Origin of the sequence: Pseudomonas synxantha (genome assembly GCF_900105675.1) — a bacterium.
In the GTDB taxonomy this organism is placed as follows: domain Bacteria; phylum Pseudomonadota; class Gammaproteobacteria; order Pseudomonadales; family Pseudomonadaceae; genus Aquipseudomonas; species Aquipseudomonas synxantha.
Genome location: NZ_LT629786.1, coordinates 6,406,890 through 6,431,453, shown reverse-complemented (window position 1 = coordinate 6,431,453; position 24,564 = coordinate 6,406,890). Strand labels below are relative to the sequence as shown.

Here is a 24,564-nt window from a genome sequence, read left to right as displayed (position 1 = left end):
TTTACAGCAAAGGCCTACTTGAGAGGAACGGTTTACCGCATATTACTCAGCGCACCAGATGCAGGAACTGCAGGTGCCGCTCGTACTGGTCGAGGATGTCGTTGATGATCTGTTCCTTGGTGTAGCCCACCAGGTCGTAGTCCTGGCTGCCCTCGCTCAAGTGCACTTCCGCCCGGTAATAGCGGCGGTTGTTGATCTCTTTGGAGCCCATGCCACCGCGGGCGAACGACGGCGTGAAGTAGCCGCGCATCTGCACCTGGTAGATAAACGGATGCTCCTCGCCATGCCCGATTTCCAGGCTGACGCTGTCGTTGGAGGGGTCTGGCTGAGTGACCACATTCAGGCCCTTCTCGACAAACACCGCCGTCACTTCCTCGATGGCCGGGCGCACCGTCGATTCGAGAAAGCGATACACCTCATCGCGCGACGGGAAGTGCACGGCCTGGCTCAGGCGCTGGCGCCAACCGCCACGGCCTTTGCGCGAAGCCGAAATTGGCGCCAGCGAATGCAGCTGGGCGATCTGCTTCTGCGACTCCAGATAGAACGCCTTGTGCAGCCCCCACATCATCAGCAGCAGGATCAGCGAGAACGGCAGCGAGGTCAGTACCACCGCTGACTTGAGCGAATCGATGCTGCCGGCAAACAGCAAGGCACTGGTGACCAGCGCGGTCATCGCGCCCCAGAACACCCGCAGCCACTTCGGCCCGTCTTCATCGGCGTTGCCGCCTTTGGACGACAGGGTAGACAGCACCACAGTGCCGGAGTCCGCCGAGGTCACGAAGAACACGAAGCTGATAAACACCGTGACCGCGATGACGGTCTTGCTCCACGGGTAGGTTTCCAGCAGCAGGTAGAGGCTCATCGACGGATCATCGATGGCCGACTGACCGAGCGCCGCCATGCCATGGTTGAGCACCTGGTCGATGGCGCTGTTACCGAAGATCGACATCCACGCCAGGGTGAAGCCCAGCGGGATCAACAACACGCCGAACACGAATTCACGGATGGTGCGACCACGGGAAATACGTGCGATGAACAGGCCCACGAATGGCGACCATGCGATCCACCAGGCCCAGTAGAACACGGTCCAGCCGCCCAGCCAGTCGCTCGGCTTGTCGTAGGCATACACATCGAAACTCTTGGTGGGCAATGCGCCCAGGTAGTCACCGATGTTCTGGATCAGGGTGTTGAGCAGGTGCTGGGTAGGCCCGGCAAACAACACGAACAGCAGCAGCGCACAGGCCAGCAGCATGTTGATGTCGGACATCACCCGCACACCTTTGTCGACACCGGCCACGGCAACAATGATCGCCGCGCCCATCATCAGGGTGATCAGGCCCACCTGGATCCACTGGGTGTGGGCAATGCCAAACAGGTAGTCCAGGCCGGAGTTGAGGTGCAGCACGCCAAAGCCCATGTCGGCGCCCAGGCCGAACACCGTGGCGATGATGCCGAAACCATCCACCGCGTAACCGATGGGACCATTGATGCGCTTGCCGATCAGCGGGTATAGCGCCGAACGCAATGCCAAAGGCAGGTTATGCCGATAGGCGAAATACGCCAGGGCCATGCCGACAAACGCGAACACGCCCCAGCCGTGCAGGCCCCAGTGCAGGAACAGCACCTGCATGGCCTGGCGCGCCGCATCGGCGTTCATCGCTTCGCCTTGGGGCGGTTGCACCAAGTGGGTCAACGGCTCCGAGACGCAGAAAAAGAAGAGCGTGATGCTGATCCCGGCGGCGAACAGCATGCCGGCCCAGGACAGGTAACTGAATTCGGGCTCGTCGTGGTCGGCACCGAGTTTTATCTTGCCGTAGCCCGATAGCGCGGTGACCACCACGAAGACCAGATACAGGGTCATCGCCAGCATGTAGTACCAGCCGACCGTATTGGCCGCCCAGTTTTGCGCCGCCAGCAGCCAGGCGCCGGCCTGTTGCGGGATAGCGATGACGGTAATGCCAAACAGCAGGATAAAAGTCGCGGCAAAGTAGAAAACGGGCGCATTCATGCGCACCAGGCCGCTGGATGGGGTGGACGATGCACTCATTAACGATGCACCCCTGGGGTGTGGGATGTGGCTGTAAATAACGGACTCAGCAAAGGTAAGCCTCCTGTTGTGAGCGGGCAGCGAACCACCGGTTTAACTTGAACGAACATTCAAGTTAAACATGAATAGGCGGTCTGGGACTAATTGCAGGGCCGAATGGTAGGTGATTTCTACACTAGCTCAAGGATTGGTATGACGGATCTAAATGACAAATCGTTCAGTGATGACATGTGAATTTGAACATGCGATTAAACAATGTGGGAGGGGGCTTGCTCCCGATTACGGTGGGTCAGCTACAGATAAGCTGATTGATCCACCTCTATCGGGAGCAAGCCCCCTCCCACATTGGTTTTGTGTAGTGCCTGAGTGCGCGGTTACTTCTGCGCCCCATCATCATGCTGCAAGTTCGCCTGGGTGATATTCGCCCCCGCCGGCACGCTGCGGGTCAGCCACACATTACCGCCAATGGTCGAACCCTTGCCGATGGTAATCCGCCCCAGGATCGTCGCCCCGGCATAAATCACCACGTCATCCTCAACGATCGGGTGCCGTGGATGGCCTTTCTGCAACTGCCCATCTTCGTCCGCCGGGAAGCGCTTGGCGCCCAGTGTCACGGCCTGGTAGATGCGCACCCGCTCGCCGATGATCGCGGTCTCGCCAATCACCACGCCCGTGCCGTGGTCGATAAAGAAGCTCGGGCCGATCTGCGCACCGGGGTGGATATCGATGCCGGTCGCCGAGTGGGCGATTTCCGCGCTGATTCGCGCCAGCAGCGGCAAACCGGCCCGGTATAGATGATGAGCCAGGCGATGGTGAATAACCGCCAGGATGCCCGGGTAGCACAGCAGCACTTCATCCACACTGCGCGCGGCCGGATCGCCGTGGTAGGCGGCGAGTACGTCGGTGTCCAACAGGCTGCGCAGGGACGGCAGCGCCAGGGCGAAATCCTGGATCAGGCGAATGGCCAGGGCATCGACTTCACCAGCATCCTCACCGACCTGGCGTGCGGCGTAGCGCAACTCCAGGCGCGCCTGGGCAAGCAAGGCATTGAGCGCCACGTCGAGAGTGTGCCCTACATAAAAATCTTCGCTTTCCTCGCGCAGGTCCACCGGGCCCAGGCGCATGGGGAACAGCGCACCGCACAAGGCTTCAAGGATCTGCGCCACTGCCTCGCGGGACGGCAACTCACGGCCACCATGCTCGCCACTCAAGCGCCCGTTGCGCGTTCGCCACTGGTCGCGGGCGCCGCGCAGCTGGCTGACGATGGTCTGCAATTGCCAATGACTGGAACGCTCACTCACGGTATTCACTCCTGACGAAATGGCCATCACTTTACGGTATGGACCTGGCGGCGCTTAAGAACCAATGGTATGAGACTAAGAACTATTGTTCATAAGCAATTGGCGGTTGCCCGATGAAAAGTGCCTGCCTATAGTCCCCCACATCACTCAGTCACCGTGCGTAGCCATGATCAAACAACAGCTTGACCGTTTTAACCGTCTGGAACTGCTGGGCGGTGCTACCGCTTTGGAAAAGCTCGAGCGGCTGTCGGCCTGGCTGGGCAGGGACATCTACGTCAAACGCGATGACACCACACCGTTGGCCATGGGCGGCAACAAGCTGCGCAAACTCGAATACCTGGCAGCCGACGCCATCGCCCAGGGCGCAGACACCCTGGTCACCGCCGGCGCCATTCAATCCAATCACGTACGCCAGACCGCCGCGCTGGCTGCCAAGCTTGGTCTGGGTTGCGTCGCCCTGCTGGAAAACCCCACCGGCACCGAAAACCTCAACTACCTGGGCAATGGCAACCGCCTGCTGCTGGACCTGTTCGACGCCAAAGTGGAATTGGTGGAAAACCTCGACAACGCCGACGACCAGCTCATCGCCCTCGCCGACCGCCTGCGCAGCAATGGCAAGAAACCGTACCTGGTGCCGATCGGCGGCTCCAATGCCCTCGGCGCCTTGGGCTATGTGCGTGCCGGGCTGGAGTTGGCTGCGCAGATTGAAGAAAGTGGAATTGAATTCGCCGCCGTGGTGCTCGCCTCAGGCAGCGCCGGTACCCACAGTGGCCTGGCCTTGGCGTTGAGCGAAGTGCAGCCGCAGTTGCCGGTGATCGGCATTACGGTGTCGCGCACCGAAGAAGCGCAGTTCCCCAAGGTGCAGGGCCTGGCCGAACGCACCGCCGAGTTGCTCGGCATGAATCTGCCCGAAGCCTTCAAAGTGATCCTGTGGGACGAGTATTTCGGCCCCTGTTATGGCGAGCCAAACGCCGGCACTCTATCCGCGATCAAACTTTTAGCCAGACAGGAAGGTCTGCTGCTGGACCCGGTGTATACCGGCAAGGCCATGGCCGGGTTGCTGGACGGCATCGGGCGTCAGCGCCTTGAAGAAGGGCCAATCATTTTCCTGCATACCGGTGGGGCGCCGGCGTTGTTTGCCTACAATTCAGCCTTCAACTAAATGGACACAGACCAAAATGTGGGAGAGGGCTTGCCCCCGATGGCGGAGTGTCAGGTACAGATGAGATGACTGATACACCGCTATCGGGGGCAAGCCCCCTCCCACATTGGATAGTCTTCATAGTCAAAAATAGCATATGAAATTAATTTTTTATTATTTTCAAGTCTTAAAAACCCGCTTTATCATCGCGCCGCAGGCGAAGACGCGCACCGCGCTTTAAGGCAGGATACGACTACCGCGTCACCTGCTTCGCTCACCATAAAAACACAGGGGCTCTCCATGACTATTTCTGTATTGCGTCGCACGCTGCTGGTTGGCACATTGGGCCTGGCGCTTGGCGCTGGCTGGCTGGGCCAGGCGGTTGCCGGCGAGCAGTTGGGCAACATCAAGAAGGCCGGCGAGATCAAGATCGGCCTGGAAGGCACCTACCCGCCCTTCAGCTTCGTCGATGAAAGCGGCAAGCTCAGCGGGTTCGAGGTGGAGTTGTCCGAAGCCCTGGCCAAAGAGTTGGGCGTCAAGGTCAAGCTGCAAGCGACGCCATGGGACGGCATCCTCGCCGCCCTGGAATCCAAGCGCCTGGACGCCGTGGTCAACCAAGTGACCATCTCCGAAGAGCGCAAGAAGAAGTACGACTTCTCCAAGCCCTATACCGTTTCCGGTATCCAGGCGCTGACCCTGGCGAAGAACGTCGACACCATCAAGACTGCCGACGACCTGGCCGGCAAAAAAGTCGGCGTAGGCCTGGGCACCAACTACGAACAATGGCTCAAGGACAACCAGCCTAAAGCCATTATCAAGACCTATAACGATGACCCGACCAAGTTCCAGGACCTGCGCATCGGCCGTATCGACGCGATCCTGATCGACCGCCTGGCCGCCCTGGAATACGCCAAGAAAGCCAAGGACACCGCCGCAGCCGGCAACGCCTTCTCACGCCAGGAGTCGGGGATTGCCCTGCGCAAAGGCGAGCCTGAACTGCTCGACGCGGTGAACACGGCCCTCGACAAACTGCGCGCCGACGGCACCTTGAAGAAGCTGTCCGAGAAGTACTTCAACGCTGACGTCACTCAATAATGGAAGCAGGTTTCCAACTCGCGCTGGACTCCGCGCCCTTTCTGCTCAAGGGCGCGTACTACACGGTAATCCTCAGCCTTGGCGGGATGTTTTTCGGCTTGCTGCTGGGCTTCGGCCTGGCGCTGATGCGCCTGTCGCGCTTCAAATTGCTCAGCTGGACGGCCAGGGTCTACGTGTCGTTCTTTCGCGGCACGCCGTTGCTGGTGCAGCTGTTCCTGATCTACTACGGGTTGCCGCAAGTGGGCATCGAGCTGGATCCGATCCCGGCGGCCATGATCGGCTTTTCGCTGAACATGGCCGCCTACGCCTGTGAAATCCTGCGGGCCGCCATCGCCTCCATCGAGCGTGGCCAGTGGGAAGCCGCTGCCAGTATCGGCATGACCCGTGCGCAGACCCTGCGCCGGGCCATCCTGCCACAGGCCATGCGTACAGCCCTGCCGCCCCTGGGCAACAGCTTTATCTCGCTGGTCAAGGACACTGCGCTGGCCGCCACCATCCAAGTGCCAGAGCTGTTCCGCCAGGCCCAACTGGTGTCGGCGCGTACCTTCGAAATTTTCACCATGTATCTGTCCGCGGCCCTGATCTACTGGATCCTGGCAAGTATCCTGGCGCATCTGCAAAACCGTCTGGAAGACCGGGTCAACCGGCATGACCTGGAGTCTTGAAGCATGATCGTGGTTGAAAAACTGACCAAGCAATTCAACGGCCAGGTGGTGCTCAACGGCATCGACCTTGAGGTCAAGGAAGGCGAAGTAGTCGCCATCATTGGTCCCAGCGGTTCCGGCAAGACCACCTTCCTGCGCTGCCTGAATTTCCTCGAAGAACCCACCAGCGGCCGCATCAAGGTCGGTGACATCGAGATCGACGGCAGCAAGCCGCTTAACCAGCAACAGGGCTTGGTGCGGCGCCTGCGCCAGCATGTGGGCTTCGTGTTCCAGAACTTCAACCTGTTCCCGCACCGCACCGCGCTGGAAAACGTCATCGAAGGGCCGATCGTGGTCAAGAAGATGCCGCGGGAAGCGGCGACCGAGCTGGGGCGCAAGCTACTGGCCAGGGTCGGCCTGGCAGGCAAGGAAGCGTCCTATCCACGGCGGTTGTCCGGCGGCCAGCAACAGCGCGTGGCGATCGCCAGGGCGCTGGCCATGGAGCCGGAGGTGATTCTGTTCGACGAGCCCACCTCGGCCCTTGACCCGGAACTGGTGGGCGAAGTGCTGGCGACCATCCGCAGCCTGGCCGAAGAAAACCGCACCATGGTCATCGTTACCCACGAGATGAGCTTTGCCCGGGATGTGGCCAACCGGGTGATTTTTTTCGACAAGGGCGTGATCGTCGAACAGGGCGAAGCCAAGGCGTTGTTCGCCAACCCCAAGGAAGAGCGAACCAGACAGTTTCTCAGCAAATTCCTCGCCCATTGACCCACCCCCTGTAGGAGCGAGCTTGCTCGTGAAAAACGCCCAGGCAACTCGGTCAATCTGATTCACCGCGTTATCGTTGACGTTCCTCGCAAGCAAGCTCGCTCCTACAACGGGTTACCGTTCCAGCGCTTAAAATACCCCGCCGTAACGAGCTTAAAATCCCCCTCCCCGTCAGACCCTTCTGAATATCTTCAAACCCGCCGTTTAGCCTTTTGCCTCCATTGACGCTCTGCGGCCAACCCTCTTATCTAGCGCCTTGAGGATTGGATCCTATCCCGGCTACTGACTGAATCGTTCCTTTCGAACCGCCTTGCGCCTGTGCGCCGGGGGCTCGGAACGATTGCTGCTGGCTGCATCAAGGAGATTACTGATGACACACACCCAAACCCCGGCCACGCTCACTGCCCCCAAGTTGCCCCAAGCGATTGGAAGCGGCATCAGCGCCCTGGCCTCTACGCACTTGCAAGTCGATATTTCACCCTACCCAGGCATGGAAGAAGGCGACCTGATCGAACTGTTCTGGAACAACTGCTTCGCCGCCTCGCGCAAGGTGACCGCTGGCAAGATCGGCACGTTCACCCACCTGTGGGTACCGGAGAGCTTTGTGCAGGACGGCCCCGCGCGCGTCCATTACCAGGTCCTGCAGATCGGCCATGGGCCCATGCGCTCGGCCGCGACCCTGGTGCGGGTCAAGACCAACTACCCCGGCGGCCTGCCCTCGTCTCTTCTGAACCACGAAAGGGGTGATGAAAACCAGAACCTCGCCCCCGTGGGCCTGCCTGAAACCATCCGCCGCTATGGCGTCAACAGCTGCCAGGTACGACGCGGCATTCCGCTGACGATCGAGCCTTACTTGAACATGAGCAGCGGCGATGCCATTACCCTGCGCTGGGGTGACGTACGTCTGGACCTGCCGAAAATCCAAGCCAGGAACGTAGGTCTGGCGGTACAGGTGTGGGTGCCCTCCCAGGTGATTATCGAAGCGGGCGACGACTGCCGGTTAGACGTCACCTACTGCATCCTTGATCGCGTCGGTAATAATTCCCGCTGGGCACCCGCCCGCACTTTGCGTATCGCCGCCTGTGCATCGGCAGCACCGACCCGGTCTGCCTCCCCCGCGCCAGGCTATCAACCGCGTCGTTTCGGCTCACCTTGTGAACCGGGGTGACAGCCCTTCTATGCATATTCCTAAAAGTTAGTTTATTTAACGAATTAACACGCTTAGGGTATATGCACCGGACCACCGGACATTCCTGATTTTTCAGTTTTTATTTCATTGAATGCGAGGTCGGTATGGTCAGAATTACCCCGGTGCATAACGCCAGGGCATTGCGTGCAGCCAAGGAGCGGCGCTGATGTCTAACTTGGCTCTAACACCCACCCAGAGTGATCTGGACGTAGCCCCCCTGCTGTTCCCAGCCACGGTGCTGCGCGACGACGCCCAGGCGCTGAGCGCCGCCCACGAGCTGGCCCAGGCTGCACGCTTGCAGGCCGCCAAGCGCGACCAGCAACGCAAACTGCCGTGGGCACAGCTCGAACAATTCACCCGCAGCGGCTTGGGCAGTATTTCTATTCCCCGCGAATACGGTGGCCCGCAGGTGTCGTTCGTGACCCTGGCCGAAGTGTTCGCGATCATCAGCGCGGCCGACCCGGCCCTCGGGCAGATTCCGCAGAACCATTTCGGCATCCTGCAGGTGTTGCAGAACACCGCCACCGAGCGCCAGAAAAAGCAGCTGTTCCAGAGCGTGCTCGACGGCTGGCGCATCGGCAACGGCGGCCCGGAACGCGGCACCAAAAACACCCTGGAGCTCAAGGCGCGCCTCACGGCCGAAGGTAACGGGTTGGTGGTCAGCGGCCAGAAGTTCTACTCCACTGGCGCGCTGTTTGCCCACTGGGTCGCGATCAAGGCGCTGAACGATGACGGCAAGCAAGTCATGGCGTTCATAAGGCGCGGCAGCGAAGGGCTGCGCATCATCGATGACTGGTCGGGTTTTGGCCAACGCACCACCGCCAGCGGCACCGTGCTGCTCGACCGGGTGCCGGTGGATCCGGAGCTGGTTATCGACAACTGGCGCCTGGGCGAAAGCCCGAACATCCAGGGTGCCGTGTCGCAGTTGATCCAGGCCGCCATCGACGCCGGCATCGCCCGTGGGGCCCTGGACGACACCATCGCCTTCGTGCGTGAGCGTTCGCGCCCCTGGATCGACGCCAAGGTCGAACGGGCCAGCGACGACCTGTATGTGATCGCCGATATCGGCAGATTGAAGATCGAACTGCACGCCGCCGAAGCGCTGCTGCGCAAGGCGGGCCAGGTGCTCGACGACGTCAGCGCCGCGCCAATCACCGCGCAATCTGCCGCGCGTGCGTCAATCGCGGTGGCCGAAGCGAAAGTGCTGACCACTGAAGTGTCATTGCTGGTCACCGAGAAGCTCTTCGAACTGGCCGGCAGCCGCGCCACCCTCGCCGAATTCAACCTCGACCGTCACTGGCGCAACGCCCGGGTGCACACCCTGCACGACCCGGTGCGCTGGAAGTACCACGCTATCGGCGCCTATCGCTTGAACGGCACTTTACCGGCGCGTCACTCCTGGATTTAACCGACCAGAACACTTTTTCCACGAGCTTCTGGAGAAACTCATGACCCTTTCTCACCACGTCGCGGTTATCACCAGCGACGAACACGCCCTTATTGTCGCCAGCGACCTCGCTGATGACTTGCGCCGCGACAGCGCCCAACGCGACCGTGAACGGCGCCTGCCATTGCCCGAACTGGACGTGTTTTCCCGCTCCGGCCTGTGGGGCATCAGCGTGCCCAAGGCCTACGGCGGCGCGGGCGTGTCCAACGTCACCCTGGCCAAGGTCATCGCGCTGATTGCCCAGGCCGATGGCTCCTTGGGCCAGATCCCGCAGAACCATTTCTACGCCCTCGAAGTACTGCGCGTAAACGGCAGCCTCGAACAACAGCAGCGCCTGTACGCCGAGGTACTGGCCGGCCAGCGCTTTGGCAATGCCTTGGCAGAGCTGGGCACCAAGACCGCCCATGACCGCGTGACCAGCCTCACCCGCGACGGCGATGGTTTTCGCATCAACGGGCGCAAGTTCTACGCCACTGGAGCCATCTATGCGCAACGCATCCCCACCTCGGTGGTGGATGAAAATGGCATCCAGCAGCTGGCCTTCGTGCCCCGCGACAGCGCGGGCCTGACGGTAATCGACGACTGGAGCGGCTTCGGCCAGCGCACCACCGGCAGCGGCTCGGTGGTATTCGATAACGTATGGGTAGCGGCACAGGACGTGATCCCGTTCCAGAGCGCCTTCGAACGCCCGACCACCGTCGGCCCGCTGGCGCAGATCCTCCACGCGGCCATCGACACCGGCATTGCCCGCGCCGCCTTTGAAGATGCCTTGCACTTTGTGCGCACCAAGACCCGTCCCTGGATCGATTCCGGCAACGACAAAGCCACCGAAGACCCGCTGACCCTCAAAAGCTTCGGCCACTTGAGTATTCGGTTGCACGCTGCCGAGGCCTTGCTGGAGCGCTCTGGGGAATTCCTCGACCGCGCCCAGGCTGACAGCAATGCCCAGACCGTCGCCGCTGCTTCCATTGCCGTGGCCGAAGTGCGCGCCTTGAGCACCGAGATCTCCCTGGCGGCCGGCAGCACCTTGTTCGAACTGGCCGGCAGCCAGGCGACGCTCGCTGAACATGGCCTGGACCGCCACTGGCGCAACGCCCGGGTGCACACCCTGCACGACCCGGTGCGCTGGAAGTACCACGCCGTGGGCAACTACTACCTCAACGATGAAAACCCGCCGCTGCGGGGGACCATCTGATGAGCAAAAAGAAGATCCTGCTCAATGCCTTCAACATGAACTGCATCGGGCATATCAACCACGGCCTGTGGACTCACCCACGGGACAACTCGACCCAGTACAAGACCCTCGAATACTGGACCGAGCTGGCGCAGATCCTCGAACGCGGGTTGTTCGATGGTTTGTTTATCGCCGACATCGTCGGTGTCTACGACGTGTATCAGAACTCGATTGACGTGCCGCTCAAGGAGTCGATCCAACTGCCGGTCAACGACCCGTTGCTGCTGGTCTCGGCCATGGCCGCCGTCACCCGCAACCTGGGTTTTGGCCTGACCGCCAACCTCACCTACGAGCCGCCTTATCTGTTCGCCCGACGCATGTCCACGCTGGATCACCTGAGCCGTGGCCGGGTCGGCTGGAACATCGTCACCGGCTACCTCGACAGCGCTGCCAAGGCCATGGGCCTCAACGAACAGGTCGAGCATGACCGGCGCTACGACCAGGCCGATGAGTACCTGGAAGTGCTGTACAAACTCTGGGAGGGCAGTTGGGAAGACGATGCGGTGCTCAACGATCCACAGGCGCGGGTGTATGCGCAACCGGGCAAGGTGCACAAGGTGGAGCACCACGGCGAGTTCTATCAGGTAGAGGGTTATCACCTCTGCGAGCCGTCGCCGCAGCGTACGCCGGTGCTGTTTCAGGCCGGCAGTTCCGAGCGTGGTTTGTTGTTCGCCGGGCGGCATGCCGAGTGCGTGTTTATCAGCGGGCAGAACAAGGCCTCGACCAAAACTCAGGTGGATAAGGTGCGCGCCAGCGCGGTGGAGGCGGGGCGCAACCCGGACGATATTAAGGTGTTCATGGGCCTCAATGTGATCGTGGGCGCCACCGAAGAGCTGGCCTGGCGCAAGCATGCCGAGTACCTCAGCTACGCCAGCGCGGAAGCCGGCGTGGCGCATTTCTCGGCCTCGACGGCGATTGATTTCTCCCAATACGAACTGGACGAGCCCATCCAGTACGTAAAGAGCAACGCAATCCAGTCGGCCACCAAGAACCTGCAAAACAACGACTGGACCCGGCGCAAATTGCTCGACCAGCACGCCCTGGGTGGGCGCTATATCACCTTGGTGGGCTCGCCTGAACAGGTGGCGGATGAACTGGAATCCTGGATCAGCGAAACCGGACTGGATGGTTTCAACCTGACACGCATTGTCACGCCGGAGAGCTATGTGGATTTCATCGACTTGGTGATACCGGAATTACAACGACGTGGCTCGTACAAAACCGCCTATGAGCAGGGCACGTTGCGGGAAAAGGTTTTCCACGGCGCCGCTCGACTACCCGAACAACACACCGGCGCCACCTACCGCCACTGATCAAACATGTGGGAGGGGGCTTGCCCCCGATTGCGGTGGATCAGTCACCGGATTGGTTTGCTGACACACCGCTATCGGGGGCAAGCCCCTCCCACATTGGATCTCCATTGTTTGTACCAATATCTTATGACTGGAAATTGATTATGAAAAAGATACTGCTCACCCACCCAGTCAAAGCACTGGCCCTGGCCTTCGGGTTGTTCAGCTCGGTAGTATTCGGCGCCGATGCGCCACTGAAAATCGGCACCACCGCCGCCTTCGCCATTCCCCTGGAAGCGGCCGTAGAAGAGGCCGGCAAACAAGGCCTGAAAGTCGAGCTGGTGGAGTTCACCGACTGGATCGCTCCCAACGTCAGCCTGGCGGCAGGCGATATCGACGTGAACTACTTCCAGCACATCCCCTTCCTGGAAAACGCCAAGGCCGCCGCCGGCTTTGACCTGGTGCCCTATGCGCCGGGCATCATCAATAACATCGGGCTGTACTCGAAAAAGTACAAAAGCATTAACGATCTGCCCGAGGGCGCCAGCGTGGCGATTGCCAACGACCCGATCAACAGCGGGCGCGGCCTGCAACTGCTGGCCAAGGCCGGGTTGATCACGCTCAAGCCGGGGGTGGGCTACAAGGCCACCGAAGAAGATATCGTCAGCAACCCGAAGAAGATCAAGATCCTGCAAGTGGAAGCCGTACAACTGGTGCGCGCCTATGACGATGCCGACCTGGTGCAGGGATATCCCGCGTATATCCGCCTGTCAAAGACCTTCGATGCAGAGTCGGCGCTGCTATTTGACGGCCTCGACCATCCGGAATACGTGATCCAGTTCGTCATCCAACCCAAGAGCAAAACCGACCCTCGGGTAATCAAGTTCGTCGACATCTACCAGCACTCGCCAGTGGTGCGTGCGGCGCTGGATAAATCCCTCGGCAAGCTCTACCAAGTCGGTTGGGAAGATAAAAAATGACCGCCGCCAACGCCCAACTGCGTGACCTGGGCCATGCGCCCAGGGACGCCGAGCAGACTGAACTGCATCCGGACCTCAACCGTGCCCATGTGCGTTTTATCAACCTGGGCAAGACCTACGACGGCACGGTACACGCCCTGCAAGGCATCGACCTGGCGATCCAGCGTGGCGAAGTGTTCGGCATCATCGGCCGCAGCGGCGCCGGCAAGTCATCGCTGATCCGCACCATCAACCGCCTGGAGCAACCCAGCAGTGGGCGGGTGCTGATTGATCAAGTCGACATCGGCGGCTTCGACGAAGACCACCTGGTGGCGCTGCGGCGGCGCATCGGCATGATCTTCCAGCACTTCAACCTGATGTCGGCCAAGACCGTGTGGCAGAACGTCGAGTTGCCGCTCAAGGTTGCCGGCGTACCCAAGCCCCAACGTGAGCAAAAGGTGCGTGAGCTGTTGGAACTGGTGGGTTTGCAGGACAAGCACACCGCCTATCCGGCGCAGCTCTCTGGCGGGCAAAAACAGCGCGTTGGCATTGCCCGCGCGCTGGTGCACGACCCCGAGATTCTGCTGTGCGACGAAGCCACCTCGGCCCTCGACCCGGAAACCACCCAATCGATCCTCGGCCTGCTGCGCGAGATCAACCAACGCCTGGGCCTGACCATCGTGCTGATCACCCACGAGATGGCGGTAATCCGCGAAATCTGCGACCGCGTGGTGGTGCTGGAACACGGGCGAATCGTCGAGCAAGGGCCGGTGTGGCAAGTGTTCGGCAACCCCATGCATGAGGTCAGCAAGACCCTGCTCGCACCGCTGCAACACGGCTTGCCGCCTGAATTACAAAGCCGCCTGCAACCCACACAATCCTCGGCGGGCGCGGCGCTGGTGCTGCGCTTGCAGTTCACAGGCAGCGATAGTGATGAGCCGGACCTCGCCGCTCTGTTCAGCGCCCTCGGCGGGCGCGTGCGCTTGTTGCAAGGCGGCGTGGAGCGCATCCAGGGGCACGCCCTGGGGCAATTGCTGCTGGCGGTGAATGGCTCGCCGCACAACGCCGAAGAACTGCGCAACCGCGCCAGCAATTGGGCGCAACAGGTGGAGGTGCTGGGTTATGTGGTTTGATCGTTTAGTGCAGGGCGCCATCGACACTCTGTTAATGGTCGGCGTGTCATCGCTGATCGCCTTGCTGGTAGGGATTCCCCTGGCGGTGTTCCTGGTCACCAGCGACAAGGGCGGCATCTATCAGGCGCCAGCCCTGAACCGCGTGCTGGGGGCGTTCGTGAACTTGTTCCGCTCCATTCCGTTCCTGATTCTGATGGTGGCGCTGATCCCCTTTACCCGGCTGATCGTCGGCACCACCTATGGCGTGTGGGCAGCCGTGGTGCCGCTGACTATCGCCGCCACGCCGTTCTTTGCACGCATCGCCGAAGTCAGCCTGCGCGAAGTCGACCACGGCCTGATCGAAGCCGCGCAGGCCATGGGTTGCCGACGCTGGCACATCATCTGGCACGTGCTGTTGCCGGAAGCGCTGCCGGGGATCGTCGGCGGCTTCACCATCACCCTGGTGACCATGATCAACTCATCGGCGATGGCCGGGGCAATTGGCGCCGGTGGCTTGGGCGACATTGCCTATCGTTATGGCTACCAGCGCTTCGATACGCAGATCATGCTGACGGTGATTGTGCTGTTGGTGGTCCTGGTGGCGGTGATCCAGTTGGGTGGTGATCGATTGGCGCGGGTGTTGAACAAGCGCTGAGGTATAGTTCACCAACCTCAGCCGCAGCCGTGCGCCATGTCATGAAACTCGAACCCGACGACCTCAACCAGATCACCGCCACCACCCTCGGCCATTACAACAAGGTGGCCGAAGACTTCCGCGAAGGCACCCGCGATCACGATGTGAGCCAGAACATCGACGCGCTGCTGCGGCATATCCAGGGCACGCCGCCGTTTACCGTACTTGATTTCGGCTGCGGGCCGGGGCGGGATTTGCAGACTTTTACGCGCATGGGGCATATCGCCGTGGGGCTGGATGGCTCCGAGCGTTTCGCGCAGATGGCGCGGGACGACAGTGGCTGCGAAGTGTTGCAGCAGGATTTTCTCAAGCTGGACCTGCCCGCCCAACGCTTCGATGGGGTGTTTGCCAACGCGGTGCTGTTTCATATTCCCAAGCAGGAACTGCCACGGGTTCTCAAGCAACTGCATGGCACGCTGAAGCCCGGCGGCGTGTTGTTCAGTTCCAACCCCAGGGGTGACAACCAGGAAGGTTGGAATGGGCCGCGGTATGGGTCCTATCACGACCTGGAGGCATGGCGGGCATTGCTGGCTGAGGCGGGGTTTGAAGAGCTGGAGCATTACTACCGCCCGGCCGGGTTGCCTCGTGAGCAGCAGCCTTGGTTGGCGAGTGTGTGGCGACGGTCTTAAGTGATTTATTGCCTGGTCTGACGCTATCGGGGGCAAGTCGAACCGTCGCACCGCCCCTCCCACATTTAAATGTGGGAGGGAGCTTGCTCCCGATGGTCTCAATGGCGTTGCTGATCTACCTGATACACCGCCGGTTTTTCACCTTCCACCAGCGCTGTGACACTGCGCCCGGCATACCCTTCTTTTTCCATGGCCGAAAAATTCGCCACCAACCGCGTCCCATCGGTAAAGGTGGTTTGCTGCAGCTGTTTGTCCGCTGTCAGCCAGCGAAAATCCGTCATCGCCTGGGTCGCCAAGCGTTGATGCAGCGGTCGGAAAAACCGGTCCTGGCGTTGAATCAGCGGCAAGCGCTCTTTAAGCGTTGCAGCACTCAGGTGATACAACGGCGGCACGTTATAGAGCAGTTGGGTCAACTCGTTCTCAACCCGCACATTGCTCAACTTGAGGTTATCGAACATCCAGTGATGGGTGGTGATCACTGAACCGTGGAACACCGCCTGGTACAAGGGCAGGCGCATGCTCGGCTCGAAATACAGCGTGCGAAACGGTTCTTTCAACGGCACCGGCTTGAAGAACGTTGTCGGTTGTTCCGGCGGGAACCAGTTGCCCAGGTAGTGGGGCGACTGCTTGTCCTGGGTCATCTGCCGATCTCCCCAGCCTATGACCGGCGTCTGCATACCGTGGGCAAACAGAATGCCCTGGGCAGTAGTGGCGTTGCCGTCTTCGGAGCCGGCCGGTACCTTGAGCACGCTGTTGAGCCAGCGGGACGCATCGATATTGCCCGCGGCGTTTTGCGCCTGGGTCATGGACGCGCCGTCCCGGTAGCTGTCGAACAGCATGCCGGTGGCATAGGCGTCGAGGAACCAGGCGTTGAAGCCGGCCTTGGCCTGCACGGCCCGCACCCGCGCCTCCAGTAACGGCCGCACGCAGCGGGGGTCGGTGTAGTGGCCGGACTGCTGGAAGCCGGTTTTCAACTTGCCGTCCTTGAGCATGATTGCGCAGTTGCGGTAAGCCTGGTCGCCCTGGTGGGCCGTAGTCCAGTCCGGGTTCTCGGCCGCGGACAAAGCGGTTTCGTAGGAATCGTAGGGCGCGATCAGGAATCCCGCGTCGACACCTGCGCGAATCGCTTCGGGATGCCAGAGGCCGCCTTCCCAGCCTTCGCCCAGGGTCAACAGCAGACGAGGCAGGGCGGCATCGCGCAGGCCTTGGATAGTCTTGCTGCCCCAGGTTTCAGGGCTGCCGCCCAAGGCTCCGGCGAATGCTGTCGCCAGCTCCTGGCGCAGTTCACCATAGCGGGCGGCGAGTCGCGTCATGTCCGGCTCCTCGACTTGCCACGCCTGGCGCGCCTGCTTGTTGATTGCGGCGTTAAGGCCACGCAACAGCGCCGCCTGCTCATAACGACTCAACGCCGTGGTCTGCGCCAGCACCTTGGCCGCTTCCTTATCCAACAGGGCAGCAAGCGCATGACCGCGCAGCCGCTCGACCAACTTCGGCCAATCACGCACATCGTCCAGCGCCAGCAGGTCATTGCCCCACAGGTAGGCATGGCTGGCACCCACCAGTTTTTCGGCCTCGGGGGTCTGGCGCAGCTTGTCCGCCAACGGCTCATATTTGCCCTGCTCTACCAGCCACTGGCGGTAGCGCATGGCCCCGGCCAAGGGGTTGGCGTCGCCCAGGTGCAGGCGTAACGTCATCGGTGCGCTGGGATCCAGCGTGGTGAACTCATGGGCCAGGGACAGCGCCAGGCCTTTGCCGTCCGCCTGCCATTGGAGGCGGTTGTTGTAGGGGTTGGTCAACAGCCAGTTAAGCGTAAAGGCGCCATGATCCATGCCCCATAACGGCAGGCTCAGGTCCTGGGTGGTATTGAGCGCGCCCTGCTCCAGCAGGAAAGCCTGCCATATGGCATTGCCGGCGGGTACGTAATGCCCTTCGGCCAAGGGCCAGAGCAAGCCTTGGCCCATGGCGGAGGCGGGCTGGCGCAGCAGCGGCAACTCGCCAGGCTGACTGGCGTTGATGGTCAAGGCCAGGTCGCGCTGTTCAAGGCGCGCGGTCAGGCGATAGGCGCCGCTGTCCCATTGCCAGCTGGCCTGGTCGGAGCTGTTCTGCACTTGGCTGACGCTATGGGCAGTGATGCCGCTGGAGACGTTCACCGAGGCCTGGCCTGATGGCGTCACGCGCAGGGCCAGGGTGGCAGGGTCGAGCTCGATGCGCCAAAGGGTGTTTTCGAGCACGGTGGCGGCAAAGGTCGGCGGCGACAACAGGAGCGCACAGAGCAGCACGGTGGAGCGCAGGCAAGGCATAGGGATCGACCTGGGTGAAGGGTGAGGTCGAGAGGGTAAGCCATGCAGCGCTCGGCCGGGACCGCAAGCGGGCTTTTCGGAAGCTTCCCACAGTTCCAAGTGCCATGAAGATCAAAATGTGGGAGGGGGCTTGCTCCCGATGGCGGTGGGCCAGGCACAGCCGCACTGACTGAACCAACGCCATCGGGAGCAAGCCCCCTCCCACATTTCTTAACCGTGTTTTTTCTGTTGTTCTTGCTTTGGCTCACGGATCTTGTACCAGGCCACATACAGCGCCGGTAAAAACAGCAGCGTCAGCAAGGTGGCAATGATAATCCCGCCGATCATCGCGTAGGCCATCGGCCCCCAGAACACTTCGCGGGCGATGGGGATCATGCCCAGGCTCGCCGCAGCGGCCGTGAGCAGGATCGGCCGGCGCCGGTGTTCAGTGGCTTCCACCACCGCATCCCACGGCGTGTAGCCGGCCTCCTCATATTCGTGGATCTGCGTGACCAGAATCACCGAGTTACGGATGATGATACCGATCAGCGCCAGGATACCCAGGATCGCCACAAAGCCCATGGGCGTGCCCGTGGGAATCAACGCCAGCACCACGCCAATCAGCCCCAGCGGCGCGACACTCGCCACCAGGAACATCTTCTGCACGCTGTGCAATTGGATCATCAAGAAGGTGGCCATCAGGAACAGCATCAACGGCACCACCTTGGCGATAGGCCCCTGGGCCTTGCCGCTTTCTTCCACGGTGCCGCCGGTGGCGACTTTGTAGCCCACCGGCAAATCAGCGCCGAATTTCTCGATGGTCGGCGCCAGCTGCTTGACCAGATCCGTGGGCTGCATCTCATCGCGCACCGCAGCCTTGATGGTAATGGTCGGCTTGCGGTCGCGGCGCCATACCAGCGGTTGCTCCAGCTCGTAACGCACGGTGGCGAATGCCAGCAGCGGAATCGAGGTGCCGTTGGGCGTGACGATCTGCAGGTTCTGCAAGGTTTCCGGGGTGCCACGCTCGGCATCTTCGGCGCGGCCGACCACGTTGATCAGGTAGATATCGTCGTGCACCTGGGTCACCGATGCGCCGCTGACCACGCTGTTCATCAACTGCGCCACGTCTTCCGACGACAGCCCCAGTTGCCGCGCCTTGTCCTGGGCAATGTCGACCCGCAGGACTTTGCCCGGCTCGTTCCAGTCGTAGATGATCTCGCCCAGGTGGGTGTTCTGGTCGAGCAAGGTCGCCAGTTCGATAGCATGCTTGCGCACCTGGTCGATGTCTTTGCCGGACACGCGGTACTGGATCGGCCGCCCCACCGGCGGGCCCATTTCCAGTGGCTGCACGTAGCTACCGATACCGACAAAGTCATCGCGCAGGCGCTGTTGCAAGCGGGCGATCAACGCACCACGTTCTTCCAGGCCCTTGCTGACAATCACCAACTGCGCGTAATACGGGTTTTCCAACTGCTGGTCCAACGGCAGGTAGAAACGGATCGCACCCTGGCCGATATAGGTGCTCCAGCGGGTGATATCCGGATCGTCCTTGATGATCGCTTCAAGGCGGTCGACAGCCTTGCGTGTCTCGTTGATCGAGGCGTTTTGCGGCAGGTTCAAATCAACCAGGATTTCCGGGCGATCCGATGACGGGAAGAACTGGTTCTGCACAAACTGCATGGAAAACACCGAGGCCGCAAACAGGCCCACAGTGATACCGATGGCCCACCAACGGTTGCGCATGGCCCACAACATGCCGCCATTGAAGGCGCGGCCGATGCGCCCTGGCTCGGCACTGTGCGGTTTCACATTGGTACTGAGGATATGCACGCCAATCACCGGCGCAAACAGCACCGCCACCACCCACGACACCAGCATCGCCACGGCGATCACCGCGAACAGGGTAAAGGTGTACTCGCCCGCCGAACTGGCGTTGAGGCCAATCGGCACAAAACCGGCCACGGTCACCAGGGTACCGGTAAGCATCGGGAACGCGGTGGAGGTGTAGGCGTAGGTCGCCGCCTGCTCCTTGGTTTCGCCTTTTTCCAGGCGCGTGATCATCATCTCGACGGTGATCATCGCATCGTCCACCAACAGGCCGAGGGCGATGATCAACGCGCCGAGCGACACACGCTGCATGGTGATGCCGCTGTATTCCATGAACACGAACACCAGCGCCAGCACCAGCGGAATCGAGCACGCCACCACCAGGCCGGCACGCATGCCCAGGCTGATAAAACTCACCACCAGCACGATGATCACCGCCTCGAACAGCGCGCTGGTAAAGCCGCCGACGGCCTCTTCCACCACCTCGGCCTGATCAGAAACCTTGTGCACACCAACGCCCACCGGCAGGTCGGCGGTCAGCTCGTCCATGCGCTGGTGCAGGGCCTTGCCGAACGACTGGATATTGCCGCCCTTCTGCATCGCAATGGCCAAGCCGATGGCTGGCTTGCCGTTGAAGCGGAACATTGGCCGCGCCGGGTCGACGTAGCCACGGCTGATGTCGGCGATATCCGCCAACCGATAGAAACGGTCATTGAGGCGCAGGTTGACGTTAGCCAGGTCCTTCTCCGAGGCGAACTGCCCTGAGGTGCGCACCGATATGCGCTCCGGCCCGGCCTCGATCACCCCGGCCGGGGTCACGGCGTTCTGCGATTGCAGGCTTTGCACGACCTGGCGCTGGTCGATGCCCAATGCGGCAAGTTTGCGCGTGGAGAAATTCAGATAGATCACTTCGTCCTGCTGGCCGATCATCTCGACCTTGCCCAGCCCCGGCACAGAGCGGATCTCGGCGCGCACCTGCTCCACGTAGTCGCGCAACTGGCGCATCGACAGACCGTCACCGGTAAAGGCATACACCGAGCCAAATACATCACCAAACTCATCGTTGAACGATGGTCCCTGCAAGCCCTGGGGGAAGGTGCCGCGGATGTCATCAATCTTCTTGCGCACCTGGTACCAGATGTCAGGAATGGCATTGGCGCTGGTGGTGTCCTTGAGGAACACGAACACCGTGGACTCGCCGGGCCGGGTGTAGCTTTTCACGTAGTCGAGGGAGTCCAGTTCTTCGAGTTTTTTCTCGATGCGGTCAGTGACTTGCTTGAGCGTTTCTTCCTGGGTCGCACCCGGCCAGCGGGTCTGGATGACCATGGTCTTGATGGTGAACGACGGGTCTTCCTCACGGCCCAGGTTCATGTACGAAAACACGCCCATCAGCAGCGCGACGAACATCAGGTACCAGACGAAGGACTGATGCTTGAGGGCCCAGTCGGATAAGTTGAAGCTCCCTTTCATCGCGGGCTGTCCTCGTCGATTTTGACTTTCTGCCCAGGCTCCAGGCTGTTCACGCCAGCGATGACAATGCGCTCGCCGGGTTTGACGCTGCCGTTGAGCAAGACGCTGTTGGCGCTGCGGCTAAGGACGCTGACCTCGCGGGGCTGCACAGTCTGGCTCTGGGTATCGAGCAACCAGATGCGGGTCTTGCCGTCGCCTTCCTGCAGGGCGCTCAGGGGCAGTTCGATGCGTGGAGCGATGGCAGAGCTCAGGGTCACGCTGATCGCCGTGCCGAGGCGGAACGCGGGCGGTGTTTCGGCCAGGCTCAGGCGTGCGCGGCGAGTGCGCGTGGCGCTTTGGGCCTGGGGTTCAATCTCGCGCACGACGGCGGTGGTATGCACGCTGGGGTCCAGTTGCCCGGCAACCAGGAACACCACATCCGCCGGCAGGCGCTCGGCCAGGCCAGTGGGCAGGTCGATCACCGCTTCCTTGATATCCGGGCGCGCCAGGGTCACCACCTGCTGGCCGGCACTGACCACCTGGCCGGCCTCGGCATTCCAGGCGGTGACGATGCCGGCGTGGTCGGTGCGCAGCTCGGCGTAGTTGAGTTGGTCCTTGGCCTGGTTGACCGAAGCACGGGCCTGGTCGAGGGTCGCCTGAGTGGTTTTCAGGTCGGTCTGGGCTACGTCCAGCTGGGCCTGGGCGCCCACGCCCCGATTGAACAGCTCTTGTTGGCGGCGCGCATTGGCCTGGGCATTGATGAACTGCGCCTGCACGCGGGCCAGGTCGCCCTGGGCGGCGCGCAATTGGTTCTGCTGGTCGGTGGGGTCGAGCACGGCAAGCAAGGCGCCCTTCTCCACTTCGGCGCCCACATCCACGGCGCGGCGCGCGATGCGGCCCGACACACGGAACCCCAGGTTGCTTTCGTAGCGGGCCTGGATGGTGCCGGCGAAGCGGCCGAGTTGTTCCTGGTCTTCAGCCTTCACTTCCATGGACAGCACCGGGCGCACTGGTTCAGGCGGGGCTTCTTCCTTGGAGCAGGCCACCAGCACCAGGCTGGCAGCGAGTACAACCGTCAGGCGCTTCATGGCTGGGCTCCCGGTTGGGCGATCTCGACCTGCATGCCGGGGTGCAGCAATTGACCACCGGCCACCACGACTTTTTCCCCGCCCTTGAGACCGTCATCAATGATCACTTTGCCGGTGAGGTAGCGCGCCACCGTGACCTTGTGCAGCTGCGCCTTGCCGTCGCCGTCAATCAGCCACACGGCGGGTTCGCTGAGGTCTTTGGTCAACGCGGCCCAAGGCAGCTCGATGCTGGCCTTGGCCGGGCCATTGGCTGTGGCACTCACCACCGACCCCAGCTCCATACCCTTGGGCAGGCTTTGCAGGGCAATCTTCACTTGGAGGGTGCCGGTATTGGCGGCCACGGCAGGGGTCACTTCACGGACCTTGCCCACGGCCTTGATGCTTGGGTTATCCAGCAGGCTGACGGTGATCGGCGCATCCGATGGTGGCTCCACCAGCAGCGATTCATAGACGTTGAACACCGCATCACGCTCACCATCCCGGGCCAGGCTGAAGATCGGCACCGTGGCTTGTACCACCTGGCCGACTTCGGCCTGGCGCGCAGTGATAACCCCCGGCGCATCGGCGACCAACGCGGTGTAGCCCAACTGTTCGCGGGCATTGGCCAGTTGCGCCTGGGCAGCGGCCAGGGCGCTTTGGCTGCTGCGCAACGCAGCCTGGGCGGCGTCGTATTCGCTGCGACTGGTGTAGCCCTTGGGCAAGAGTTTTTCCTGGCGCACAAAGGCGGCAGCAGTCTGCTTGACCCGCGCCTGTTCGGCCACGACCTGGGCCTGGGCGGAATCGACATTGGTCTGCAGATCCTTGGGATCGAGCTTGGCCAGCACTTGCTTGGCGCTTACGCGGTCGCCCACATCCACCATGCGCTGGATGATCTTGCCGCCCACGCGAAAGGACAGGTCGGTCTGTACCCGCGCCTGGATATCCCCGGTGAGTGTTACCGCTGCGGCGAAATCCGCCGACTGTACAGTTTGTACAAACACCCGGGAATGCTGCTTGGGCTCGGCTTTGTCTTGGCCACAGCCGCTCAATAGCGCCAGGAGGCCAAGGCTGAAAATAAATGTCGAAGTGCGACCGCCCATGCAGGCTCCTTTTGCGCGACGCGAGGTGCAAGTGTGTATGCGACTGTGAGCTTAGATCAGGGTTCCTTATCTGCATGGAGGATCCCATACTCCAATGGTTCCCATGCCGGCTAAATACACATGCTGAAAACCCTCGCGGTGGCCAATTACCGCTCGATCAACAAATTGGCAGTGCCCCTGGACCGGCTGAACCTGGTGACCGGGCCCAATGGCAGCGGCAAGTCCAACCTGTATCGGGCCCTGCGCCTGCTGGCCGAAACCGCCCAAGGCGGGGTCATCAACGCTCTGGCCCGTGAGGGTGGGCTGGACTCGACCTTCTGGGCCGGGCCGGAAACCATCACTCGGCGTATGCGCAGCGGCGAAGTGCCGGTGGAGGCCACCGCGGCCCAAGGCGTCAAACGCCTGCGCCTGGGGTTTGCCGGGGAGGATTTCAGCTACGCCATCTCCCTGGGCCTGCCCATCCCGGTTCCCGGCAGCGAATTCAAACTGGACCCGGAAATCAAAAAGGAATGTATCTGGGCCGGCCCCCTCTACCGCCCGGCCAGCCTGCTGGTCCAGCGTTCCGGGCCAATGGTGCGGGCGCGTGACGGCCGCGCCTGGGATGTACTGGCCCAGCACACACCCAACTATCACAGCCTGTTCGATCAGGTGGGCAATCTGCGTGGCTCGCCGGAAGTGTTGCTGCTACGCGAGAGTATCCGTGGCTGGCGTTTTTATGATCACTTTCGCAGTGATGTGGATGCGCCGGTGCGCCAACCCCAATTGGGCACCCGCACACCGGTGTTACATCACGACGGTCGGGATCTGGCCGCAGCGTTGCAGACCATTCGCGAAGTGGGCGACGCCGAGGCATTGCAGCACGCCGTCAGCGATGCATTCCCGGGCGCACGCCTGAATATCCAACCCTTGCAGGGCGGGCGGTTTGCAATTGAGTTTTATCAGGAAGGCCTGCTGCGCCCCTTGTCGGCGGCAGAGTTGTCGGATGGCACCTTGCGCTATCTGCTGCTGATCGCCGCGCTGCTGACGCCACGGCCACCGACCATGATGGTGCTGAACGAACCCGAGACCAGCCTGCATCCGGATCTGCTGCCGGCGTTGGCGCGCTTGATTGTCCAGGCGTCGGCTCATTGCCAGGTGTGGGTGGTGTCCCACGCCAGCCGCTTGATTGCGGCGTTGCAGCAGGATGAGGGGTGTAATTCGATTGTGCTGGAGAAGGTGATGGGCGAGACGCGGATCGTCGGGCAGGGGATGTTGGATGGGCCGGCTTGGCATTGGCCGGAGTAGGCG

The 24,564-nt window shown here is 61.6% G+C and carries 19 protein-coding genes; 13 read left to right on the top strand and 6 right to left on the bottom strand.

The window, feature by feature from the left end:
* Positions 1-46: 46 nt before the first annotated feature.
* Complete coding sequence (gene betT / locus BLU48_RS29640) at positions 47-2,008, bottom strand: choline transporter BetT (RefSeq protein ID WP_164366000.1); 1,962 nt, start codon at positions 2,006-2,008, stop codon at positions 47-49.
* A gap of 413 nt (positions 2,009-2,421) precedes the next feature.
* Positions 2,422-3,348 carry a serine O-acetyltransferase EpsC gene (gene epsC, locus BLU48_RS29635; RefSeq protein WP_057024770.1) on the bottom strand — a complete coding sequence of 309 codons (927 nt, stop codon included), beginning with the start codon at positions 3,346-3,348 and terminating at the stop codon, positions 2,422-2,424.
* A gap of 166 nt (positions 3,349-3,514) precedes the next feature.
* On the opposite strand from epsC, the gene BLU48_RS29630 reads away from it, so the two are divergent.
* The 12 genes from BLU48_RS29630 to BLU48_RS29575 all read left to right on the top strand — a co-directional run bounded on the left by BLU48_RS29630 (position 3,515) and on the right by BLU48_RS29575 (position 15,555).
* Positions 3,515-4,510: a D-cysteine desulfhydrase gene (locus tag BLU48_RS29630; protein ID WP_057024771.1), complete on the top strand. Its 996-nt coding sequence runs from the start codon at positions 3,515-3,517 to the stop codon at positions 4,508-4,510.
* A 279-nt stretch (positions 4,511-4,789) separates the two neighbouring features.
* Positions 4,790-5,584: a cystine ABC transporter substrate-binding protein gene (gene tcyJ / locus BLU48_RS29625; protein WP_043047400.1), complete on the top strand. Its 795-nt coding sequence runs from the start codon at positions 4,790-4,792 to the stop codon at positions 5,582-5,584.
* Positions 5,584-6,249 (top strand): cystine ABC transporter permease, encoded by a 666-nt coding sequence (gene tcyL, locus BLU48_RS29620; RefSeq protein ID WP_003187646.1) that lies wholly within the window; start codon positions 5,584-5,586, stop codon positions 6,247-6,249. Before tcyJ ends, tcyL begins: the two co-directional genes overlap by 1 nt.
* 3 nt (positions 6,250-6,252) lie before the next feature.
* On the top strand, positions 6,253-6,999 hold the full coding sequence (gene tcyN, locus BLU48_RS29615) for an L-cystine ABC transporter ATP-binding protein TcyN (protein WP_057024772.1): 747 nt from the start codon (positions 6,253-6,255) through the stop codon (positions 6,997-6,999).
* 370 nt (positions 7,000-7,369) lie between these two features.
* Entirely contained in the window at positions 7,370-8,167 is a 798-nt protein-coding gene (locus BLU48_RS29610; protein WP_057024773.1) for a hypothetical protein, read from the top strand.
* Between the two features lie 187 nt (positions 8,168-8,354).
* A complete protein-coding gene (locus BLU48_RS29605) occupies positions 8,355-9,596 on the top strand; it encodes an SfnB family sulfur acquisition oxidoreductase (protein ID WP_057024774.1) in 1,242 nt (413 codons plus the stop codon).
* A 40-nt stretch (positions 9,597-9,636) separates the two neighbouring features.
* Positions 9,637-10,830 (top strand): SfnB family sulfur acquisition oxidoreductase, encoded by a 1,194-nt coding sequence (locus tag BLU48_RS29600; protein WP_057024775.1) that lies wholly within the window; start codon positions 9,637-9,639, stop codon positions 10,828-10,830.
* On the top strand, positions 10,830-12,182 hold the full coding sequence (locus BLU48_RS29595; RefSeq protein ID WP_057024776.1) for an LLM class flavin-dependent oxidoreductase: 1,353 nt from the start codon (positions 10,830-10,832) through the stop codon (positions 12,180-12,182). The genes BLU48_RS29600 and BLU48_RS29595 overlap by 1 nt, the downstream gene beginning before the upstream one ends.
* A gap of 143 nt (positions 12,183-12,325) precedes the next feature.
* Positions 12,326-13,141, top strand: coding sequence for a MetQ/NlpA family ABC transporter substrate-binding protein (locus BLU48_RS29590; RefSeq protein ID WP_057024777.1), 816 nt, complete (start codon positions 12,326-12,328; stop codon positions 13,139-13,141).
* Complete coding sequence (locus BLU48_RS29585; RefSeq protein WP_057024778.1) at positions 13,138-14,253, top strand: methionine ABC transporter ATP-binding protein; 1,116 nt, start codon at positions 13,138-13,140, stop codon at positions 14,251-14,253. Before BLU48_RS29590 ends, BLU48_RS29585 begins: the two co-directional genes overlap by 4 nt.
* The gene (locus tag BLU48_RS29580; RefSeq protein ID WP_034117212.1) at positions 14,243-14,887 is read left to right on the top strand and encodes a methionine ABC transporter permease; all 645 of its coding nucleotides are present in this window, start codon (positions 14,243-14,245) and stop codon (positions 14,885-14,887) included. Before BLU48_RS29585 ends, BLU48_RS29580 begins: the two co-directional genes overlap by 11 nt.
* Before the next feature lie 41 nt (positions 14,888-14,928).
* The gene (locus BLU48_RS29575) at positions 14,929-15,555 is read left to right on the top strand and encodes a class I SAM-dependent methyltransferase (RefSeq protein WP_057024779.1); all 627 of its coding nucleotides are present in this window, start codon (positions 14,929-14,931) and stop codon (positions 15,553-15,555) included.
* A 98-nt stretch (positions 15,556-15,653) separates the two neighbouring features.
* On the opposite strand, the gene BLU48_RS29570 is transcribed toward BLU48_RS29575, so the two are convergent.
* The 4 genes from BLU48_RS29570 to BLU48_RS29555 form a co-directional block, all read right to left on the bottom strand.
* Positions 15,654-17,855: a glycoside hydrolase gene (locus tag BLU48_RS29570; RefSeq protein ID WP_057024780.1), complete on the bottom strand. Its 2,202-nt coding sequence runs from the start codon at positions 17,853-17,855 to the stop codon at positions 15,654-15,656.
* Positions 17,856-18,065: 210 nt separating this feature from the next.
* Complete coding sequence (locus BLU48_RS29565) at positions 18,066-21,131, bottom strand: efflux RND transporter permease subunit (RefSeq protein WP_057024781.1); 3,066 nt, start codon at positions 21,129-21,131, stop codon at positions 18,066-18,068.
* Entirely contained in the window at positions 21,128-22,198 is a 1,071-nt protein-coding gene (locus tag BLU48_RS29560) for an efflux RND transporter periplasmic adaptor subunit (protein WP_057024782.1), read from the bottom strand. Before BLU48_RS29560 ends, BLU48_RS29565 begins: the two co-directional genes overlap by 4 nt.
* On the bottom strand, positions 22,195-23,277 hold the full coding sequence (locus tag BLU48_RS29555) for an efflux RND transporter periplasmic adaptor subunit (protein WP_057024783.1): 1,083 nt from the start codon (positions 23,275-23,277) through the stop codon (positions 22,195-22,197). The genes BLU48_RS29560 and BLU48_RS29555 overlap by 4 nt, the downstream gene beginning before the upstream one ends.
* A 120-nt stretch (positions 23,278-23,397) precedes the next feature.
* Here BLU48_RS29555 and BLU48_RS29550 point away from each other — a divergent pair, with 120 nt between their 5' ends.
* Positions 23,398-24,561 (top strand): AAA family ATPase, encoded by a 1,164-nt coding sequence (locus BLU48_RS29550; RefSeq protein WP_057024784.1) that lies wholly within the window; start codon positions 23,398-23,400, stop codon positions 24,559-24,561.
* Positions 24,562-24,564 lie beyond the last annotated feature (3 nt).

What these genes read in the sequence shown, in the direction of transcription:
- BLU48_RS29610 (WP_057024773.1), top strand. Translation starts at nt 7,370, where the DNA reads ATGACACACACCCAAACCCCGGCCACGCTCACTGCCCCCAAGTTGCCC.
- BLU48_RS29600 (WP_057024775.1), top strand. Translation starts at nt 9,637, where the DNA reads ATGACCCTTTCTCACCACGTCGCGGTTATCACCAGCGACGAACACGCC.
- BLU48_RS29590 (WP_057024777.1), top strand. Translation starts at nt 12,326, where the DNA reads ATGAAAAAGATACTGCTCACCCACCCAGTCAAAGCACTGGCCCTGGCC.
- BLU48_RS29605 (WP_057024774.1), top strand. Translation starts at nt 8,355, where the DNA reads ATGTCTAACTTGGCTCTAACACCCACCCAGAGTGATCTGGACGTAGCC.
- BLU48_RS29570 (WP_057024780.1), bottom strand. Translation starts at nt 17,855, where the DNA reads ATGCCTTGCCTGCGCTCCACCGTGCTGCTCTGTGCGCTCCTGTTGTCG.
- BLU48_RS29565 (WP_057024781.1), bottom strand. Translation starts at nt 21,131, where the DNA reads ATGAAAGGGAGCTTCAACTTATCCGACTGGGCCCTCAAGCATCAGTCC.
- BLU48_RS29580 (WP_034117212.1), top strand. Translation starts at nt 14,243, where the DNA reads ATGTGGTTTGATCGTTTAGTGCAGGGCGCCATCGACACTCTGTTAATG.
- tcyN (WP_057024772.1), top strand. Translation starts at nt 6,253, where the DNA reads ATGATCGTGGTTGAAAAACTGACCAAGCAATTCAACGGCCAGGTGGTG.
- tcyL (WP_003187646.1), top strand. Translation starts at nt 5,584, where the DNA reads ATGGAAGCAGGTTTCCAACTCGCGCTGGACTCCGCGCCCTTTCTGCTC.
- BLU48_RS29595 (WP_057024776.1), top strand. Translation starts at nt 10,830, where the DNA reads ATGAGCAAAAAGAAGATCCTGCTCAATGCCTTCAACATGAACTGCATC.
- BLU48_RS29555 (WP_057024783.1), bottom strand. Translation starts at nt 23,277, where the DNA reads ATGGGCGGTCGCACTTCGACATTTATTTTCAGCCTTGGCCTCCTGGCG.
- BLU48_RS29550 (WP_057024784.1), top strand. Translation starts at nt 23,398, where the DNA reads ATGCTGAAAACCCTCGCGGTGGCCAATTACCGCTCGATCAACAAATTG.
- BLU48_RS29560 (WP_057024782.1), bottom strand. Translation starts at nt 22,198, where the DNA reads ATGAAGCGCCTGACGGTTGTACTCGCTGCCAGCCTGGTGCTGGTGGCC.
- tcyJ (WP_043047400.1), top strand. Translation starts at nt 4,790, where the DNA reads ATGACTATTTCTGTATTGCGTCGCACGCTGCTGGTTGGCACATTGGGC.
- betT (WP_164366000.1), bottom strand. Translation starts at nt 2,008, where the DNA reads ATGAATGCGCCCGTTTTCTACTTTGCCGCGACTTTTATCCTGCTGTTT.
- BLU48_RS29575 (WP_057024779.1), top strand. Translation starts at nt 14,929, where the DNA reads ATGAAACTCGAACCCGACGACCTCAACCAGATCACCGCCACCACCCTC.
- BLU48_RS29585 (WP_057024778.1), top strand. Translation starts at nt 13,138, where the DNA reads ATGACCGCCGCCAACGCCCAACTGCGTGACCTGGGCCATGCGCCCAGG.
- BLU48_RS29630 (WP_057024771.1), top strand. Translation starts at nt 3,515, where the DNA reads ATGATCAAACAACAGCTTGACCGTTTTAACCGTCTGGAACTGCTGGGC.